Source organism: Stenotrophomonas muris (assembly GCF_052751275.1).
Genome location: NZ_CP199879.1, coordinates 767,657 through 784,619 on the forward strand (window position 1 = coordinate 767,657; position 16,963 = coordinate 784,619).

The window sequence follows — 16,963 nt, forward strand, 5'->3', positions numbered from 1 at the left end:
ACCGATGACCCTGCACGCCGCCACCGTCGCTTCGCCGTTCCCGCAACAGGCGCTGCCGCCATGGCGGCGTGCGGTGCTGAAGGTTGGCAGCAGCCTGCTGGCGGCCGATGGTGGCGGCCTGTCGCCACGCCACGCGCTGGGCCTGGCCCAGTTTGTATCCGCCAACGTACTGGCTGGGCGCGAGGTGGTGATCGTCTCCTCCGGCGCGGTTGCGGCGGGGCGCGCGATCCTGCCGCGGGCCGATGAACCCGGTGCGGCGATGGCGGCGCGGCAGGCCCTGGCCGCGCTCGGCCAGGCGCAGCTGATCGGGCTCTGGCAGCGCTTCTTCGAGCGCCCGGTGGCGCAGGTGCTGCTGACCCACGACGACCTGCGCAACCGCCGCCGCTACCTCAATGCACGCGCCACGCTGAGCGAACTGCTGCGGCTGGGTGCGCTGCCGGTGGTCAACGAGAACGACACCGTATCGGTGGACGAGCTCAAGCTCGGTGACAACGACAACCTGGCCGCGACCGTGGCCGCGCTGGTCGATGCCGATGCACTGTTCATCGCCACCGACATCGACGGCCTGTACAGCGCAGATCCGCGCACCGTGGCCGACGCGCGGCCACTGCACGACGTGCCGGAACTGAGTGACGATGTGCTGGCGATGGCCGGCGGCGCCGGCTCGCGCGCCGGCACCGGCGGCATGCGTACCAAGCTGGAGGCGGCGGCCAAGGCGGGCCGCCTCGGCATCGAGACCTACCTGTTCAACGGCCGCAGCAGCGATGTGGTGCGCGCGCTGGCGCAGGACCGCCTGTTCGGCACCCGCATCCACGCCGCACGCAGCCGCGAGGCTGCCCGCAAGCACTGGCTGCGGCACGCGCCGCTGGCCGAGGGCGCGATCGTCGTCGATGCCGGTGCGGCACAGGCGATGCGGGAGAAGGGCGCCTCGCTGCTGCCCGGCGGCATCACCGCTGCCGAGGGGGCATTCCGCCGCGGCGACATGGTGCAGGTGTGCTGGATCGCACCGCAGGGGCGTGTCTGTGTCGCCCGCGGCGTCAGCCAGTACGCGGCCGACGACGTGCGCCGGATCGCCGGCCATCATTCGCGCGACATCCAGGCCGTGCTGGGCTACAACTACGGTGGTAGCGTCGTCCATCGTGACGACCTGGTGCTGCCATGACCGGTTTGAAGGACACCCCGATGAGCGAAATCGAAGCCCAGGCGCGCGCCTGCCGTGATGCAGCGCAGATCGTTGCCGGCCTGGACAGTGCGGCGCGACGCATGCTGCTGCTGGCGATGGCGCAGGCCCTAGAAGTAAATGCCGGACTGATCCTGGCCGGCAACGCACGCGACCTCGCCGCCGCGCGCGACAAGGGCGTTGGCAGTGCCATGCTCGACCGCCTCGCACTGGACCCGCCGCGGCTGTTCGCGATGGCCGAGGCGGTGCGCGAGGTGGCCGCGCTGCCTGACCCGGTCGGCCAGGTGACGCGCGACGACGTACGTCCCAACGGCATCCGCGTGCAGAAGGTGCGCGTGCCGCTGGGCGTGATCGCGATGATCTATGAGGCGCGCCCGAACGTGACGGCCGAAGCCGCCGCGCTGTGCCTGAAGGCCGGCAATGGCGTGATCCTGCGCGGTGGTTCCGAAGCGATCCACTCCAATACCGCCATCGCCCAGGCGCTGGCCGGTGCATTGAAGGCCAACGGCGTACCGCCGGCGGCGGTGACCGTGCTCACCGACCTGCGCCGCGAGGCGATGCTGGAACTGCTGCAGCTGCATGAGCTGATCGACCTGGCCATTCCGCGTGGCGGCGAAGGCCTGATCCGTTTCGTGGCCGAGCACGCGCGCGTGCCGGTGATCAAGCATTACAAGGGGGTGTGCCACCTGTTCGTGGACGCCAGCGCCGACCTCGGCAAGGCCATCGACCTGCTGGTGGACGGCAAGTGCAGCCGGCCGGCGGCGTGCAATTCGCTGGAGACGCTGCTGGTGCACCGCGCCGTGGCTGACGCGTTCCTGCCGCGCGTGGCGAAGGCGCTGGGTGAGCGTGGGGTGCAGCTGCGCGCCGATGCGCAGGCGCAGCCGTTGCTGCCGGGCAGCACGGCGGCGACCGAGGAGGATTACGCCGCCGAGTTCCTCGATCTGGTGCTGGCGGTGCGCGTGGTCGATGATCTTGATGCAGCCATCGCGCACATCCGCACCTATACCTCCGACCACACCGAAGTGATCGCCACCGAGGACACCGGCCACGCCGAGCGCTTCGTCAACGCGCTGCGCTCGGCGGTGGTGATGGTCAACGCTTCGTCGCGCTTCTCCGATGGTGGCCAGCTGGGCCTGGGCAGTGAGATCGGTATTTCCACCACGCGCCTGCACGCCTACGGCCCGATGGGCTTGGAAGCCCTCACCGTTGAACGATTTGTCGTGCGCGGCGAAGGGCAGACGCGCACATAAGTGGATCCACGCGGCGCGTAGATGCTCTTCGCGGCAAACCCCGGTGCCGACCAAGGCCGGCACCCACCAGGCCCAAGCGCCGACCAAGGTCGGCAGCTACCAGGTCGTCGGGTTACACCACCTCGCGGCGGATGCCGACCGGCCGTGCGTGATCATCCATGTGCAGCGTGGCTGCCTTGCAGCCCATCAGGCGTTCGGCCAGCCCGGTGCTGGCGCCCAGATCGGCGGCCACTTCGTTGAGGCTGGCCAGGGGCCGCGGCAGGCGGCGTTCGCGGCCACGGAAGCGGGCGCGGTTGTACTCGGCCCAGGCGATCAGCAGCACGCTGGCGCACAGCAGCATCAATGGCAGCGCGACCAGCACGTACGGGTCGAACTGGTTCTGCCGTTCGTAGAGCTGCCGCCAGGCCAGCTGGCCACCGATCAACCACGAGAGCAGGGTCACCAGGGGGGCCCACAGATAGAAGTAGAAGCCCCAGAACGCCAGGGTGACGAAGCCCCAGGCCGTGCGCTGGAAGTGTGGCTGGCGATGCGGCTTGCGGATCATCCGCGAGTCGAAGCGGTTGGACGGGCGTTGCGCGTTCATCGGATCCCCCGGTCAGGGCTGGTCCAGGTGGCGCGCTTGCTGCGACGGCGCAGCAGCGTCTTGGGCAGCGCCACCAGGGTGGTGGAAAGGCTGATCAGCCAGTACGCCATCGGGTACCAGATGACCCAGAAGTAATTGCGTCCAATCTGTGTTTCGTAACGCCGGTCGATGATCAGGCTGCTGGCGAACTGCAGCAGGCAGACCAGCGCCAGGATCACGCCATGCCACTCCGGCAGCAGGCTGGCGATATGCAGCTGCGGCGGCAGCTCGATGTACTTGCCCAGTGCCCACAGCAGCACGATGAACAGCATCGTGTAGGCCCAGACCACGCTCAACACGTACTCCAGCAGCACGCCCCACATGCGCCGCTCTTTCCAGTGCAGCAGCGAGCGCGCGTGGCGCAGCATCACTTCCACGCCGCCCTGGGCCCAGCGCAGGCGCTGCCGCCAGAGGCCCTTGAGCGTCTCCGGCATCAGGATGAAGCACAGCGCATTGGGTTCGTAGCGGATGTCCCAGTGCGCGCGCTGCAGGCGCCAGCTGATGTCGATGTCCTCGGTCACCATGTCATCCGACCACCAGCCGACCTGGTGCAGGGCAGTGCGGCGGAAGCCGGCGATCACGCCGGAGATGGTGAAGATGCGGCCATACACGCGCTGTGCCCGCTTGATCATGCCGATGATCGAGGAGAATTCCGCCACCTGCAGGCGTCCGAGCAGGGTGGAGCGGTTGCGGATGCGCGGGTTGCCGGTGACCGCACCGACCCGGTTGCCACTGACCAGGTGCCAGACCATCCAGTGCAGTGCATGCTCTTCCAGCATCGCATCGCCATCGATGCACACCAGGTACTCCGAGCGTGCGGCCAGTGCGCCCATGCGCAGCGCATTGGCCTTGCCCAGGTTGCGGTCCAGGTGCAGCACGCGAAGCCGTGGATGCCTTGCCGCCAGCGCATCCAGCCGTGCGCCGGTGTCATCGCTGCTGCCATCGTCGATGGCGATCACTTCGTAATCGGCGGGGTAGCGCTGGGCCAGCGCCGCAGTGAGCGTGTCGTCCAGGTTTTCTGCTTCGTTGTGGCAGGGCACCAGCAAGGTCGCGAAGGGAGGGGCGATCATCAAGGGCGGATCGTTGCGCGGACGTGAGTGACGCTCGCGCCGGAAGTAGTAGTACAGGCCACCGGACATCCAGAAGAACGCCATCACCATCGGGTAGTAGAAGGCGAACTGGAACAGGACCTGCAGCAGCGGATGCATGTCCACGTCACTTCTCCGGGTACGGGAAGTTGCCGGCGGACATTGCCGCGCGGGCATCGCGGGTGGAGGGCTGGTCGGCGATGAAGTCATCGGGGTACCAGGCGAAGTGGTGCACGCCCTGCGCCTGCAACTGGCGGATCTGCGCACGCAGGCGCCCGGCGGGAATCGGCTGCCCGCTGCGCCAATCGACGGTCTGCAGCTCGAACAGCGTGTGCTGAAGCTGCGGGTCGTGCGCGCGTACCGCGGCCAGCAACTGGTCGAGCCAGCGCTCGGGGTGCCTGCTGCCTTCCATCCACGGCATCGCCATCAGCGCCGTCTGGTCGTAGGCCTTGTTGAACAGGTCCAGGCGCTGCGCGAACCAGGCTTCGCTCTGCGGGCGGAGTACCGGCTCGGCATACAGGTTGCGCACCGTTGCCAGTTTCGGCCGCCAGCGCTGCGCGCTGTTGCGCAGGGCCAGGGTGAAGTCGATCAGTGCCTGGGTACGTGCGCTGCCATCTTCGCCGGCCGCCAGGGCGGGCAGCTCGGTGTCGCGCAGGTAGCCGTCGTCATGGAACAGCAGGCCTTCGAAGTAGGAATTGACCGCCAGGTCCTCGTAGATGTCGAGCATGATCTGCCTGGCCTTCGGGTTGGTGAAATCCAACCGGTACATGCCGTCGGCATCCCCATTGCGGATCGCCAGCACCTTGCGCTGCTCCGGGTCGGGCAGTTCGAAGCCGAGCACTGGCAACCACGCGTAGACCTTCACGCCCGCGCGGGATTTCAGCTGCCAGGCGACGCGGCTGAACAGGTCCGCCCGCATCGGCATGTGCCGGTTCGGGAAATACAGCGCATCGGCGGTGTTGTTGCCGTCCGGGTCGGCAAAGGCCTGCAGATAGACATGGGTCGGCGCGATGCGCTTGACCCGCTCGATCAATGCATCGAGATTGCGCGCCTGCTGCGCTGGATCCGGGTCATACATATCATCCAGATCGATCTGCAGGGCGCGGATGCCATCGAGCGCCACGTCTCGGCGCAGTTCGTAGGCCAGGCCTTCCACGGTCGGGTTGTTGCTCACCAGCAATCGTGCCAGCCCGTGCAGGTCGCGGGCCACTGGCGTGCTACGGCCTTCCAGGTCGAACGAAACCGGCATGCCCAGCTGCTCGGCGATGTCGTTGCTCAACTGGTTGTACGCGGCATATGGCCAGACGATGGCGCGCGGGCGCACGCCCAGGTGCTGCTGGATGCGCTGCACGCTGCGCGATAGATCAGTGCGCAGGCGCTGCTCATACTGTGTCCCGCTCTCGTAGCTGCGCGTGGCCGGGGTGTAGATGCGGGTGACCACGGCGGGCGTGGAGTTTCCCTGCGGATTGGCAAGCACGCCGTGGTGCAGGTCGTCGGTATGGCTGGCCACTTCGATCAGGCCACTGTCGTGCATCTGCTTCAGCTGCGCCCAGGTCACGAAGTCATCGTGGCCGAACGGGCGGTAGCCGTAGTCGATGGTGCGGCCCGGTGCCATGTCCACGTAATCGGTGATCACCGCCACCAGGGCCGGGTAGTGGTAGGCCTGCAGCAGCGGGAAGGCCTTGTCGTAGACGCTGCGCAGGCCATCGTCGAAGGTCAGCAGCACCGGCTTGGGAGGCAGCGTGGCGCGGCCCTGCGAGGCCTCGATCAGCTGCGACAGCGAAACCGGGTGGTAGCCGTGCGCGCCCAGCCAGTCCAGGTGCGCGGCGAAGTTCTGCGTGCTCACCGCATAGGAATCGGCATCACCCTTGGCGGCCACCTTGTCGCGGATGTCGTGGTAGCTGAGGATCAGCAGGCCGTTGTCGATCGCATCAAGATGCAGGGGCTGCTGCGCGAACGCCGGTGGCACGCAGGCCAGCAGCAGGAGCACGATCAGTCGCAGGAAGCGGGCCATGTCAGTCTCCCCAGCGCAATGCGGCTTCGAAGCCGATATGGCGCTCGCGATGGCCGTCGTAGACCGGTCGTGACCACCGCACGCCATACTCGAACACGCGGCCAGGGCCCAGCTGCCACTCGTGCATGTAGGACACCGACGGCACCAACGCGCTGCCGAAGCCGTCCTGCCAGTAGTCGCCCAGCGAGACGGTCAGCCGGTGCCGGAAGTGGCGCTCGTAGTGCCGCCACAGCTGCTGGTCGATGCGCAGGCCGATCTCGACCATGCGGTCGCGCTTCGGGTTGAAGTAGGGCGCATCATCGCGGCTGCCGCGACTGGTGTAGGCACTGGCCAGGCCATCGACCAGCCAGCGTGGGCGGGTCAGCAGGCGCTGTTGGACGCTGGTGCCGAACAGCTCGCGGTGGTTGCCGTCGTCATAGCGGAAGCGGCTCGCGCCGAACGTCCAGTGGGTGAGCTCGCTGCGCCGGTAGTCCACCTGTGCGCTCACGCTGTCGGCGGTGATGCCGGCCGCGCGCGCCTGCATCGAGGCCTCCGGGTCATTGCGTGCGACCACCACGCCGGCGTGCCAGGAATCGTTGAACTGCCAGCCGACGCCGACGCGCAGGCCGGTGTCGCCGATGTGATCGTTGGCGCGCAGGACCGCCGCTTCCGCATCCAGCTGCCCGAAGCGGTAACGCACGCCCGCACCCAGCCACAGGGGATCGATGCGCTGGTCCTGGAAGTCGGTCACGCGACGGTCGGCGAGGGCGAACAACCGCCAGCGGTCATCAAGGACCGGCGTCTCCACGTCCACGCCGTAGTGGCGGTCGTTGTTGCCCAGGGGCGAAATACCACCGCCCCCGGAGCTGCGGCCGATGTCGGTCCATGCCTTCAGCTGCCAGCCGCGATGCGCGCGCCAGGCCTGGTCCATGCGTTCGACTGCCGGCTGGGTGGGGTAGCGTGCGACCAGGTCATCGTGCAGCGGCCGCGCCAGGTCGTCGCGCTGCAGGGCGACATAGGCCTCTTCCATGCCCAGCCGCGGTTCGATGTCCCGCGGATCGAGCGCGTGTGCCATCTGCTGGCGCTGCAGCGCCCGGCGTGGCCAGCCGCGCATCATGTAGACGCTGCCCAGCGCACTCTGCAGCCCGCCGTTGCCGGGTGCGATCTCGACCATCGACTCCAGGTCGTGCTGCGCGGTGTGCAGGTCGCCGCTGTAGGCGCGCACCATCGCCAGGTTGAGATCGGCCTCGTAGCGCGACCAGTTCGCGTACGGCGACTTGCCGTTGCTCCAGCGCCACGCCGGCTCCTTGTCGCGCCATGCCTGCAGCAGGTCGATGGCTTTTTCCTGCTGCTCGCTTTCCAGGTAGGCGTAAGCCAGTTCCGAATGCGAGGCGTCGCGCGTCGGGTCGCCAGCGACGGCCGCCTGCAGCACCGGGATGGCTTCTTCAGGGTGCAGGGTGCCCATCAACGAATCGCCCACTGCGGGCAGCACGTAGTCGGGCAGGGTGTGGCCTTCGGCCTGCAGTGCCCGCGCTTCCTCGCGGACCTGTGCATGGCGGCCCAGCCGGTTGAGCAGGATCAGACGGTCCATGCGGATCCGCAGTGGTGCCTGCGAGGGCGGGGTGCCTTCGCCGCCGAGGTAGCGCTGCATGCGGGCCAGGGTCGATTCGGCTTCTTCCAGGCGGCTGTCCTCGCTGCTGCTGTAGGCCAGGCTCCAGACCACCAGCTTGGCCAGGTAGTCGCCCTCCAGGCGCTGTTTCTGCGCAGCGTCGAACAGTTGCGGGCGCTGCTGGTACAGCTCCCACGCACGCCAGGCGTTGCCGATGTCGCCCAGCGTCAATACGCGCAGCTTGAACAGCAGGTCGTCGTTGGGTTGCTGTTGGCTGGCGCGCTCGATCGCGCCCAGGGCGTCCAGCCAACGCGCCTGGTCTCGATAGCGGCCGATCTCGGCCAACGCTGCTTCGCGGTCGGGCGGGGCAGCGCTGCTGGCCCAGGCCAGGGCGGTGCAGGCGAGGCCGACGCAGAGCGCCAGCCGGCGGTGGACAACCATTGGGGACCCCCTTGGCTTCCGAACCAGACAACCTGAAAAATGTGACGCACATCACATGCCAGCTTTTGGCGTGGCCGTGGCCCGCGTCACTCCCTTCGTGCATTCCCGCCCAGCGAAGACGGATACAACCCGGACAGCGACCTGCGATGTCTTGTCTGAAACGAAGTCCCCCGCACACCGAGTGGTGGCCCGGGCGGCGCTGCCGCCCCCATGCCCGATGCCGGCACGCGGCAAGGATGGGCATTCGTGGGCACTATCCGCCCGGAATTGTCAGCCCGGCGTCAAAATGCGCAGACGGGCTGACGAATGGTAGGTGGGCCCGGTTGCGGGCCCCACGTGGCTTACCAGAGATCTTCCAGCTTGCGCGGCTTGCAGGCCACCCACGAGGCGCACAGCATCAGGGCGGCGCAGCCGAACAGGAAGCTGAACGGGAGGGTCCAGCCGTCGCTGACCGTGTGCAGCCAGCCGACCAAGAACGGGCCCAGGCAGCTGAAGCTGTAGCCCACGCCCTGCATGAAGCCGGACAGCGCCGCCGAGCCGGTCGGGGTGCGGGTGCGCAGGTTGATCAGGGTCAGTGCCAGCGGGAAGGTGGATGGGCCGACGCCGAGCAGGCAGGCCCACAGCAGGGGGGCCTTCATCGGTGCCAGCAGCAGGCCGGTGAAGGCGATCACGAACGAGAAAAAGCCGATCAGCACCAGCGGGAACGGGTTCTGCATGCGCACCGCCATCGACGGAATGACCAGCGATGGCAGCAGGCCCAGCGCCGAGAACACGGCGACCATCACGCCACCGAACGCGGGCGTGCCACCGGCCTCGACCACGATGCGCGGCAGCCAGGTGAACATCGAGTAGGTCATCAGCGAGGTCATGCCGAACATCAGCGTCATGCTCCAGCCCAGTGACGTGCGCCAGACCTTGCCGTGCGGCTGCGCGGTCGGATCGGACACGTCGGACTGCGGCTTCGGCGCGCGCGTGGCCAGCACCAGCCACGGCAGTGCGGCAGCCAGCGCCAGCAGCGCCCACATGCCCAGCGACACGCGCCAGCCTGCGGCGTTGGCCACCGGCACCGCCAGCAGTGCCGGCAGCATCGTGCCCAGCTGCAGCACGCTGATGTAGAGCGTGCTCATGGTGCCGACCTTGTTGGCGAAATAGCGCTTCACCAGCGGCGGCACCACCACGTTGCCGATGCCCATGCCGGCCAGTGCCACCACCGAACCCAACAGCAGCGTGCCGACGTTGCCGGCGCTGGAACGCAGCAGCAGGCCGGCCATCGCCATCACCATCGCCAGCAGCGTGGTGCGCTCCAGCCCGAGGCGCCGCGCCAGTGCCGGCGTGGCCACGCCGAACAGTGCGAACGACGCGGTCGGCAGCATGCCCAGCACGCCGGTCATGGTGGTACCGAAACCGAACTGCTGGCCGAGCACGTCCAGCAGCGGAGTGATCGAGGTGACCGCGGTGCGCAGGTTGATCGCTGCCAGCAGGATCGCGGCGAATGCGAGGACGCGGCCGTGCAGCAGCGACGGCGAATCGGAAGGGGAGGAACTCATCGGTGGTCCTTGCAGGTGTCGCACGCCGGGGCAATGGCATGCAGCGCCGGCATCGGTCTACGCCGAAGCGGCAGGTGGGGGAGGGGCTGCTGGCGGGCCGGCAGCGCGGCCATTGTACGTGCGGGCTCCGGCAAGGTCCCGTCATGCGGGCGGGCAGGTGCCTGATACAAAAAAACCCGGAGGACAGTGATGTCTTCCAGGCTTCTTGGTGACCACCGAAGTGGTCGGGGAGACAGGATTCGAACCTGCGACCTCTACGTCCCGAACGTAGCGCTCTACCAGACTGAGCTACACCCCGAAGGGAGCCGCCTATTCTAGCGATTCACCCCGATGGCGGCAAGGGGTGAATGCTGTTTTCTTCACACTGCCGAAGCAGTGCCACTTCAGGGAACAAAAAAGCCTGGACGACTTCACCAGGCTTCAATGCGACCACCGAAGTGGTCGGGGAGACAGGATTCGAACCTGCGACCTCTACGTCCCGAACGTAGCGCTCTACCAGACTGAGCTACACCCCGAAGGAGCCGCCTAAGATACCGTGTGAAGGCCAAGGCGGCAAGGTTTTTTTACAGCTCAGCGACGATTTTCTTTCTCGATGCGGTTCTGCTCGCGGGCTTCGAACCACATGCCGTTGAGGATGGCCACCGTCGAGGCGAGGCCGGCACCGAGAATCCAGGCGAAATACCACATGATCAGTCTCCTTCATTCCGGGTAGGTGCCGACCGTTGGTCGGCACACGTGCAAGCAATCAATACGCGTTCGGGTTGTTGCCCATCTCTTCGGTGGTGGTCTTGCCCTTCAGCACGCGGTACACCCAGGTGGTGTAGGCGAGGATGATCGGCAGGAACACCGCCGTGGCCAGCAGCATGATCCACAGGGTCAGGTGGCTGGACGAGGCATCCCACACGGTCAGGCTGGAGGTGGGCTGGCTCGAGGACGGCAGCAGGAACGGGAAGATGGCGAAGCCGACGGTCAGGATGATGCCGGCGATGGCCGCACCGGAGGCAATGAAGGCCAGGCCGCCGCGGCGGGCACGCAGCAGCACCGCACTGGCGAGCAGGCCGGCCAGGCCGAGCAGCGGGGCCAGGATCGTGGCCGGCATCGTGCTGTAGTTGCGCATCCAGCCACCGGCGGCGCCGAGTTCGGCGGTCTTCAGCAGCGGATTGGTGGCGCCGTCGGTGACCACCTGCGAAGTGATCTGGTAACCCGGCAGGCCGAAGGCCACCCAGGCGCCGCCGAGCGCAAAGAGCACGAAAGCGATGATCGCGGCGATGCTGCCGAAGCGGGCCGCACGCTCGGCCACCGGGCCGTCGGTCTTCAGCACCAGCATGGCGGCACCGTGGGCGACCAGCATCGACACGCTGAGCAGGCCGGCCAGCAGTGCGAAGGGCATCAGCAGGCCGAAGAACGAGCCGGTGTAGAAGATGCGCATGCTGTCATCGAAGTGGAACGGCACGCCCAGCACCACGTTGCCCACCGCCACGCCCATGATCAGCGCCGGTATGAAGCCACCGATGAACAGCGCCCAGTCCCAGGTGTTGCGCCAGCGCTCGCTGGGCATCTTGCTGCGGAACTTGAAGCCGACCGGACGCAGGATCAGGGCGAACAGGATCACGAACATCGCCAGGTAGAACCCGGAGAAGCTGACCGCGTAGAGCGGCGGCCAGGCGGCGAAGATCGCGCCGCCGCCCAGGATCAGCCACACCTGGTTGCCTTCCCAGACCGGACCAATGGTATTGATCACCAGCCGGCGCTCAGCGTCGTTGCGGGCGACGAAGGGCAGCAGGGTGCCCACGCCCAGGTCGAAACCATCCATCACGGCGAAACCGATCAGCAGGATGCCGAGCAGCAGCCACCAGATCACGCGCAGCGTGGTGTAGTCCAGAAGAATGAAATCCATCTTGGTTCTCCTGCCTCAGGCCTGGCCGGCGGCCGGCGCCGAGGCATTGTGGGAAGCATGCGGCTGGGGCGACTGCAGCGACGGCAGCACCTCGTCCGGACCCTTGCGGATCGCCTTGAGCATCAGCTTGATCTCGACCACGATCAGCGCGGTGTAGATGGCAGTGAAGCCGGCCAGGGTCAGCACGATTTCATGCAGGGCCAGGCCCGACGCCGCATAGAAGGTCGGCAGCACGCCATCGACCGCCCACGGCTGGCGACCATACTCGGCCACGAACCAGCCGCACTCGATCGCGATCCACGGTGCCGGCAGCGTCCACAGGGCCAGCTTGAGGAACCAGCGCTTGTCCTGGAAGTTGTTGCGGCACGAGTAGTAGAAGGCCAGTGCGAAGAAGGCGATCAGGTAGAAGCCCAGGCCGGCCATCACGCGGAAGGTCCAGAACAACGGCATCACGCGCGGCACCGTGTCCATCGCCGCCTGCGAGATCTCCTGCGGGGTGGCGTTGAGGATGTCATCGCGATAGCGCTTGAGCAGCAGGCCGTGGCCCAGGTCCTGCCAGTGGCGGTCGAACATCTCGCGCGCTTCAACGTCGTTCTTGTTGGCGCGCAGGCGTTCCAATGCACCGTAGGCCAGCTGGCCGCCACGCACGCGGTGTTCGGCGCGCTCGACCAGTTCCAGGATGCCGGGAATCGGCTGGTTCAACGAGCGGGTGGCGATCAGGCCCATCAGGTAGGGGATCTTCACCGCGTAGTCGTTCTGGTGAGTCTCCTGGTTGGGGATGCCGAAGGCGGTGAAGTCGGCCGGCGCACGCTCGGTCTCCCACATCGCCTCGATCGCGGCCAGCTTCATCTTCTGGTGTTCGCTGGCGGCGTAACCGCTCTCGTCACCCAGCACGACCACCGACAGCGATGACAGCAGGCCGAACGCCGCGGCCACCGCAAACGAACGACGGGCCAGGTCCTTGTGCTTGTTGCGCAGCAGGAACAGGGCGCTGATCGCCATCACGAACACCGCACCGGTCACGTAGCCGGCGCTGACGGTGTGCACGAACTTGGCCTGCGCCACCGGGTTGAACACCACCGCCATGAAGTCGACCACTTCCATGCGCATGGTTTCCGGGTTGAACACCGCGCCGGTCGGGTTCTGCATCCAGCCATTGGCCACCAGGATCCAGATCGCCGACAGGTTGGTCCCCAGCGCCATCAGCCAGGTCACCATCAGGTGCTTGACCTTGCTCAGGCGGTTCCAGCCGAAGAAGAACAGGCCGACGAAGGTCGCTTCCAGGAAGAACGCCATCAGGCCTTCGATCGCCAGTGGCGCACCAAAGATGTCACCCACGTAGTGGCTGTAGTAGGACCAGTTCATGCCGAACTGGAATTCCATGACGATGCCGGTGGCAACGCCCATGGCGAAGTTGATGCCGAACAGGACGCCCCAGAACAGGGTCATCCTGCGCCAGATCTCCTTGCCGGTCATCACGTACACGCTCTCCATGATGGCCACCATGAAGGACAGGCCGAGGGTGAGCGGTACGAATAGGAAGTGGTACATCGCGGTCAGCGCGAATTGCAGCCGCGACAGTTCTACGACTGTCTGATCAATCATGGCCTGGCTACCTCGTTGGATAGTGCCGTTGCAGGTGGCGGGAAGGGTGGTCTACGACGTGAATGATGTGACCGACTACTTCAAACAGCCTTGATCCAGATCAATGTATGAACAGGTGCCCCGGCTGATCGTATGCCAACCTGATGAAGACTGCGACCGCCGGCCGCAGGGGCGGGCTATTGCCTGCGCCTACAATGCCGTGTCTCCCCCGTTGCCCGTGAAGACCTCTTGAGCGCTGCCGAAACGACCCCTGACGGCCTGTCCCCGGAAGCTGAAACCGCCCGCCAGCGGCGTGTGCGCACGGCCTGGCTGGCCGACCTGGCACGCTCCGCCCGGGGCCGCCAGCGCCTGGCTGCGCTGTGCATCAGCCTGTCCGGCGCGCTGTTGATCGGCCAGGCTGCCGCCATCGCCTGGCTGGTGCAGCAGGTGCTGGTGGAGCGCGCGCCGCTGGCCTCTGGCCTGCCGGTGCTGGCGGGATTGGCGGTGATCCTGGTGCTGCGCACCCTGCTGGGCAGCGCCACCCAGGCCGCCGCCGGTGACGTGGCCGACGCCGCCCGGCTGGCATTGCGCGAACGCGTGTTCGCGCGCCTGCTGGGCCAGGGCCCGCTCTGGCTGCGGCAGCGCCGCACCGGTGAACTGGGCGAACTGATGCTGCATCACGGTGATGCGATCGAGAGCTATTACAGCGGCTTCCTGCCGGTGCGCACCGAAGTGGTGGTGGTGCCGCTGCTGATCCTGGCCGCTGTCGCCTGGGTGGACTGGGTGGTGGCGCTGATCCTGCTGTTCACCGCGCCGCTGGTGCCGTTCTTCATGATGCTGGTGGGCTGGGGTGCTGAAGCCGCTGGGCGCGCGCAGCTGGGCGAGCTGGCGCGCATGAGCGGCCACTTCGCCGACCGCATCAAGGGCCTGGGCCTGCTGCGCCTGTATGGCCGCGGCGAAGCCGAACTGGCCGGCATCGAGGCCGCCGCCGAAGGCGTGCGCGTGCGCACCCTGAAGGTGCTGCGCATCGCCTTCCTGTCGTCCACCGTGCTGGAATTCTTCGCCTCGGTGAGCGTGGCGATGGTGGCGCTGTACCTGGGCCTGAGCTATCTGGGCATGATGTCGCTGCATGCAGCGGTGCCGACGCTGGGTGCGGGCCTGTTCTGCCTGCTGCTGGCGCCGGAGTTCTATGCGCCGCTGCGACGGCTGGCTGCGCACTACCATGATCGCGCCAATGCACTGGCCGCCGCCGCCGAAGTGGAGCGCCTGCTGCAGTCGCTGCCGGACGAGCAGGGCCTGATCGAGAACGAGGTTGCGCCGCTGGCGGTGGAGCCGGCCGAGGCCGCCTTGCCGCCACTGCAGGCGCAAGGACTGGTACTGCGCCCGTTGGGGGCGCCGCAGGATGTGCTGCGGGATCTGGACCTGCTGCTGGAGCCGGGCCAGCGCCTGGCCCTGGTCGGTCCCAGCGGGTCCGGCAAAAGCACGCTGCTGGAGGCGCTGGCCGGTTGGTTGCCGCCGCGTGCCGGCAAGCTGCAGCTGCGCCCCGGCGTGCAGGTGGCCTATGCCAGCCAGCGACCGTACCTGTTCCATGGCAGCATCGCCGACAATCTGCGCCTGGCCGATCCCGGCGCCAGCGATGCGCGCCTGCGCGCGGTGGCCGAGGCCTCGCAGGTACTGCAGTTTGCCCAGCGCCTGCCGCAGGGGCTGGACACGGTGATCGGCGAACGCGGCTTCGGCCTGTCCGGTGGTGAAGCCCGCCGCATTGGCCTGGCCCGCCTGCTGCTGCGCGACCCGCAGGTGCTGCTGCTGGACGAACCCACCGCGTTCCTCGATGCCGATACCGAGGCGGCGCTGCTGCGCAGCCTGGCCGCGTATGCACGCGGGCGCAGCGTAGTGGTCGCCACCCACAGCCCGGCCGTGATCGCCTGGGCCGATCGTTGCCTGCTGTTGCCGGAAGGCCGCCTGGTCGAGCCGGCACAGGCGGTGCGCGCATGAGCCGTTCGCCTGATTCGCTGCGCGCGATATTCCTGCGGCACCGGCCGCGCCTGTTGCTGACCCTGCTGCTGCTGTGGACCACGATGCTGGCCGGCACGGCGCTGCTGGGCCTGTCCGGTGGTTTCCTCACGGCGGCCGCGCTGGCCGGTGCGGCCGGCCTCGGCCAGGGCTTCAACTTCTTCTCACCCTCGGCCGGCATCCGTGGCCTGACCATGGCGCGCATCGTGTCGCGCTACTTCGAAAAGCTGGTCGGCCACGATGCCACCCTGCGCATCGCCCGTGATCTGCGCGTGTGGTTCTTCCGTCGCGCGCTGCCACTGGCACCTGCACGGCTGGGGGCTACGCGCACCGGCGAGCTGCTGGCGCGCCTGCTGGGGGACATCGGTGAGGTGGATGGCCTGCTGGTGCGTGCGATCGGGCCGCTGGTGGCGCTGGGCGCGCTGTCGCTGGTGGCGGTTGCCTCGGCAGCGCTGATCCTGCCCTCGGCGGCGGTACTGCTGGCGGTGCTGGCGCTGCTGATCGCCTTCGGCGTGCCGTGGCTGGGCGTGCGTGGCCATGACGACGAAGAGGCCGATCGTGCCGCGCACCGCGCGGCGTTGCGCACCGCTGCATTCGAAGGGCTGGAGGGGGCCGGTGACCTGGCTGCGCTGCATGCCGATGCGGCTTGGCAGCTGAAGGTACGCGTGGCCGCCAAGCAGCTGGCCTCGCGTGATCGTCGTCGGCGTTGGCGCCTGATCGCGGCCTCGACCCTGCACGGCCTGGTGGCGGGGCTGGGCCTGGTGGCGATGCTGGCGTTGGCCCTGCACGCCACCGAACAGCAGCACATCGCGCCGGAAATGGCCGCGGGCCTCGTCTTCCTGACCGTGGCGCTGATCGAACTTTGGGCCGGCATGGGCCTGGCCTGGCAGTCGCTGCAGTCCGGGCGCGTTGCTGCCGACCGCCTGCAGGCCAGCGTCGAACAACCGCCGACGGTGGAGGATCCGCAGACGCCGCAGCCGGTACCCCAGGCGGCGCACGTGCATTGGGATGACGTGCACTTCCAGTGGCCAGGTGCCGCGCGGCCGGTGTTGTCCGGCCTGCAGCTGACCCTGGCGCCGGGAGAACGCATCGCGATCCGTGGCGACAGCGGCAGCGGCAAGACCACGCTGTCCAGCCTGCTGCTGCGGTTGTGGGATCCGCAACAGGGGCGAATCACCTATGGCGGACGCGACCTGCGCGACGTCGCCCAGGCCGAGTGGCACCGCCAGCTGGCCTGGCTTCCGCAGAACGCACCGGTGTTTGCCGGTACCGTGGCCGAGAACCTGCGGCTGGGGGATCCCGACGCCCGTGATGCCGCGTTGTGGGCGGTCCTGCGTCGCGTGCGCCTGGGGGACTGGGCCGAGTGCAACGGTGGCCTGCAGGCCTGGGTGGGCGAGAACGGCGCGACGATGTCGGCCGGCCAGGCGCGGCGGTTGGCACTGGCGCGCGCGCTGCTGCGCAATGCGCCGATCCTGCTGCTGGACGAACCCACCGAAGGCCTGGACGTGGATACCGCACGTGCGCTGTTGCAGGACCTTTCCGGGTTGCTGGACGGGCGCAGCCTGCTGATGATCACCCACGACGACCTGCCCGAAGGCGTGGTCGATGCGCAGTACCGGTTGCGCGATGGGGTGTTGGAGCGCGAAGTGCTTCGGTAGATGCCGACCTTGGTCGGCACATCCACGCATGGCGTGGATCTACTGTAGAGCCGAGCCCATGCTCGGCTCCGGAAGCAAGCC

General features: G+C 67.7%; 12 protein-coding genes and 2 tRNA genes. 4 read left to right on the forward strand and 10 right to left on the reverse strand.

Annotated elements, in window-relative coordinates:
- Window positions 1–4: 4 nt before the first annotated feature.
- Window positions 5–1,162, forward strand: coding sequence for a glutamate 5-kinase (gene proB, locus ACUVWL_RS03345; protein ID WP_014647780.1), 1,158 nt, complete (start codon window positions 5–7; stop codon window positions 1,160–1,162).
- Window positions 1,159–2,430, forward strand: a complete 1,272-nt coding sequence (locus ACUVWL_RS03350; RefSeq protein ID WP_049442413.1) for a glutamate-5-semialdehyde dehydrogenase — start codon at window positions 1,159–1,161, stop codon at window positions 2,428–2,430. Before proB ends, ACUVWL_RS03350 begins: the two co-directional genes overlap by 4 nt.
- 112 nt (window positions 2,431–2,542) lie before the next feature.
- On the opposite strand, the gene pgaD is transcribed toward ACUVWL_RS03350, so the two are convergent.
- From pgaD to ACUVWL_RS03400, 10 genes are all read right to left on the reverse strand, one after another.
- Window positions 2,543–3,013 (reverse strand): poly-beta-1,6-N-acetyl-D-glucosamine biosynthesis protein PgaD, encoded by a 471-nt coding sequence (pgaD, locus tag ACUVWL_RS03355; protein ID WP_014647778.1) that lies wholly within the window; start codon window positions 3,011–3,013, stop codon window positions 2,543–2,545.
- On the reverse strand, window positions 3,010–4,260 hold the full coding sequence (pgaC, locus tag ACUVWL_RS03360) for a poly-beta-1,6-N-acetyl-D-glucosamine synthase (RefSeq protein WP_181454188.1): 1,251 nt from the start codon (window positions 4,258–4,260) through the stop codon (window positions 3,010–3,012). Before pgaC ends, pgaD begins: the two co-directional genes overlap by 4 nt.
- Window positions 4,261–4,267: 7 nt before the next feature.
- On the reverse strand, window positions 4,268–6,154 hold the full coding sequence (gene pgaB, locus ACUVWL_RS03365; RefSeq protein ID WP_014647776.1) for a poly-beta-1,6-N-acetyl-D-glucosamine N-deacetylase PgaB: 1,887 nt from the start codon (window positions 6,152–6,154) through the stop codon (window positions 4,268–4,270).
- 1 nt (window position 6,155) lies between these two features.
- Complete coding sequence (gene pgaA, locus ACUVWL_RS03370) at window positions 6,156–8,183, reverse strand: poly-beta-1,6 N-acetyl-D-glucosamine export porin PgaA (RefSeq protein WP_445978813.1); 2,028 nt, start codon at window positions 8,181–8,183, stop codon at window positions 6,156–6,158.
- A 341-nt stretch (window positions 8,184–8,524) separates the two neighbouring features.
- A complete protein-coding gene (locus tag ACUVWL_RS03375) occupies window positions 8,525–9,730 on the reverse strand; it encodes a CynX/NimT family MFS transporter (RefSeq protein ID WP_032956113.1) in 1,206 nt (401 codons plus the stop codon).
- 221 nt (window positions 9,731–9,951) lie between these two features.
- A tRNA-Pro gene (locus tag ACUVWL_RS03380) sits at window positions 9,952–10,028 on the reverse strand.
- A gap of 140 nt (window positions 10,029–10,168) precedes the next feature.
- Window positions 10,169–10,245, reverse strand: a tRNA-Pro gene (locus ACUVWL_RS03385).
- Between the two features lie 55 nt (window positions 10,246–10,300).
- Complete coding sequence (gene cydX, locus ACUVWL_RS03390; RefSeq protein WP_005410354.1) at window positions 10,301–10,417, reverse strand: cytochrome bd-I oxidase subunit CydX; 117 nt, start codon at window positions 10,415–10,417, stop codon at window positions 10,301–10,303.
- Between the two features lie 58 nt (window positions 10,418–10,475).
- The gene (gene cydB / locus ACUVWL_RS03395) at window positions 10,476–11,627 is read right to left on the reverse strand and encodes a cytochrome d ubiquinol oxidase subunit II (RefSeq protein WP_445978814.1); all 1,152 of its coding nucleotides are present in this window, start codon (window positions 11,625–11,627) and stop codon (window positions 10,476–10,478) included.
- Window positions 11,628–11,642: 15 nt separating this feature from the next.
- The gene (locus ACUVWL_RS03400; protein ID WP_005410352.1) at window positions 11,643–13,232 is read right to left on the reverse strand and encodes a cytochrome ubiquinol oxidase subunit I; all 1,590 of its coding nucleotides are present in this window, start codon (window positions 13,230–13,232) and stop codon (window positions 11,643–11,645) included.
- A 228-nt stretch (window positions 13,233–13,460) separates the two neighbouring features.
- On the opposite strand from ACUVWL_RS03400, the gene cydD reads away from it, so the two are divergent.
- Together cydD and cydC are read left to right on the forward strand one after the other, a co-directional pair.
- Complete coding sequence (gene cydD / locus ACUVWL_RS03405) at window positions 13,461–15,206, forward strand: thiol reductant ABC exporter subunit CydD (protein ID WP_197605032.1); 1,746 nt, start codon at window positions 13,461–13,463, stop codon at window positions 15,204–15,206.
- Window positions 15,203–16,882 carry a thiol reductant ABC exporter subunit CydC gene (gene cydC / locus ACUVWL_RS03410; RefSeq protein ID WP_445978815.1) on the forward strand — a complete coding sequence of 560 codons (1,680 nt, stop codon included), beginning with the start codon at window positions 15,203–15,205 and terminating at the stop codon, window positions 16,880–16,882. The genes cydD and cydC overlap by 4 nt, the downstream gene beginning before the upstream one ends.
- Window positions 16,883–16,963 lie beyond the last annotated feature (81 nt).

Excerpts from the sequence above, each read along its gene's own strand:
- proB (WP_014647780.1), top strand. The coding sequence starts at position 5 with ATGACCCTGCACGCCGCCACCGTCGCTTCGCCGTTCCCGCAACAGGCG.
- ACUVWL_RS03350 (WP_049442413.1), top strand. The coding sequence starts at position 1,159 with ATGACCGGTTTGAAGGACACCCCGATGAGCGAAATCGAAGCCCAGGCG.
- pgaD (WP_014647778.1), bottom strand. The coding sequence starts at position 3,013 with ATGAACGCGCAACGCCCGTCCAACCGCTTCGACTCGCGGATGATCCGC.
- pgaC (WP_181454188.1), bottom strand. The coding sequence starts at position 4,260 with ATGCATCCGCTGCTGCAGGTCCTGTTCCAGTTCGCCTTCTACTACCCG.
- pgaB (WP_014647776.1), bottom strand. The coding sequence starts at position 6,154 with ATGGCCCGCTTCCTGCGACTGATCGTGCTCCTGCTGCTGGCCTGCGTG.
- pgaA (WP_445978813.1), bottom strand. The coding sequence starts at position 8,183 with ATGGTTGTCCACCGCCGGCTGGCGCTCTGCGTCGGCCTCGCCTGCACC.
- ACUVWL_RS03375 (WP_032956113.1), bottom strand. The coding sequence starts at position 9,730 with ATGAGTTCCTCCCCTTCCGATTCGCCGTCGCTGCTGCACGGCCGCGTC.
- cydX (WP_005410354.1), bottom strand. The coding sequence starts at position 10,417 with ATGTGGTATTTCGCCTGGATTCTCGGTGCCGGCCTCGCCTCGACGGTG.
- cydB (WP_445978814.1), bottom strand. The coding sequence starts at position 11,627 with ATGGATTTCATTCTTCTGGACTACACCACGCTGCGCGTGATCTGGTGG.
- ACUVWL_RS03400 (WP_005410352.1), bottom strand. The coding sequence starts at position 13,232 with ATGATTGATCAGACAGTCGTAGAACTGTCGCGGCTGCAATTCGCGCTG.
- cydC (WP_445978815.1), top strand. The coding sequence starts at position 15,203 with ATGAGCCGTTCGCCTGATTCGCTGCGCGCGATATTCCTGCGGCACCGG.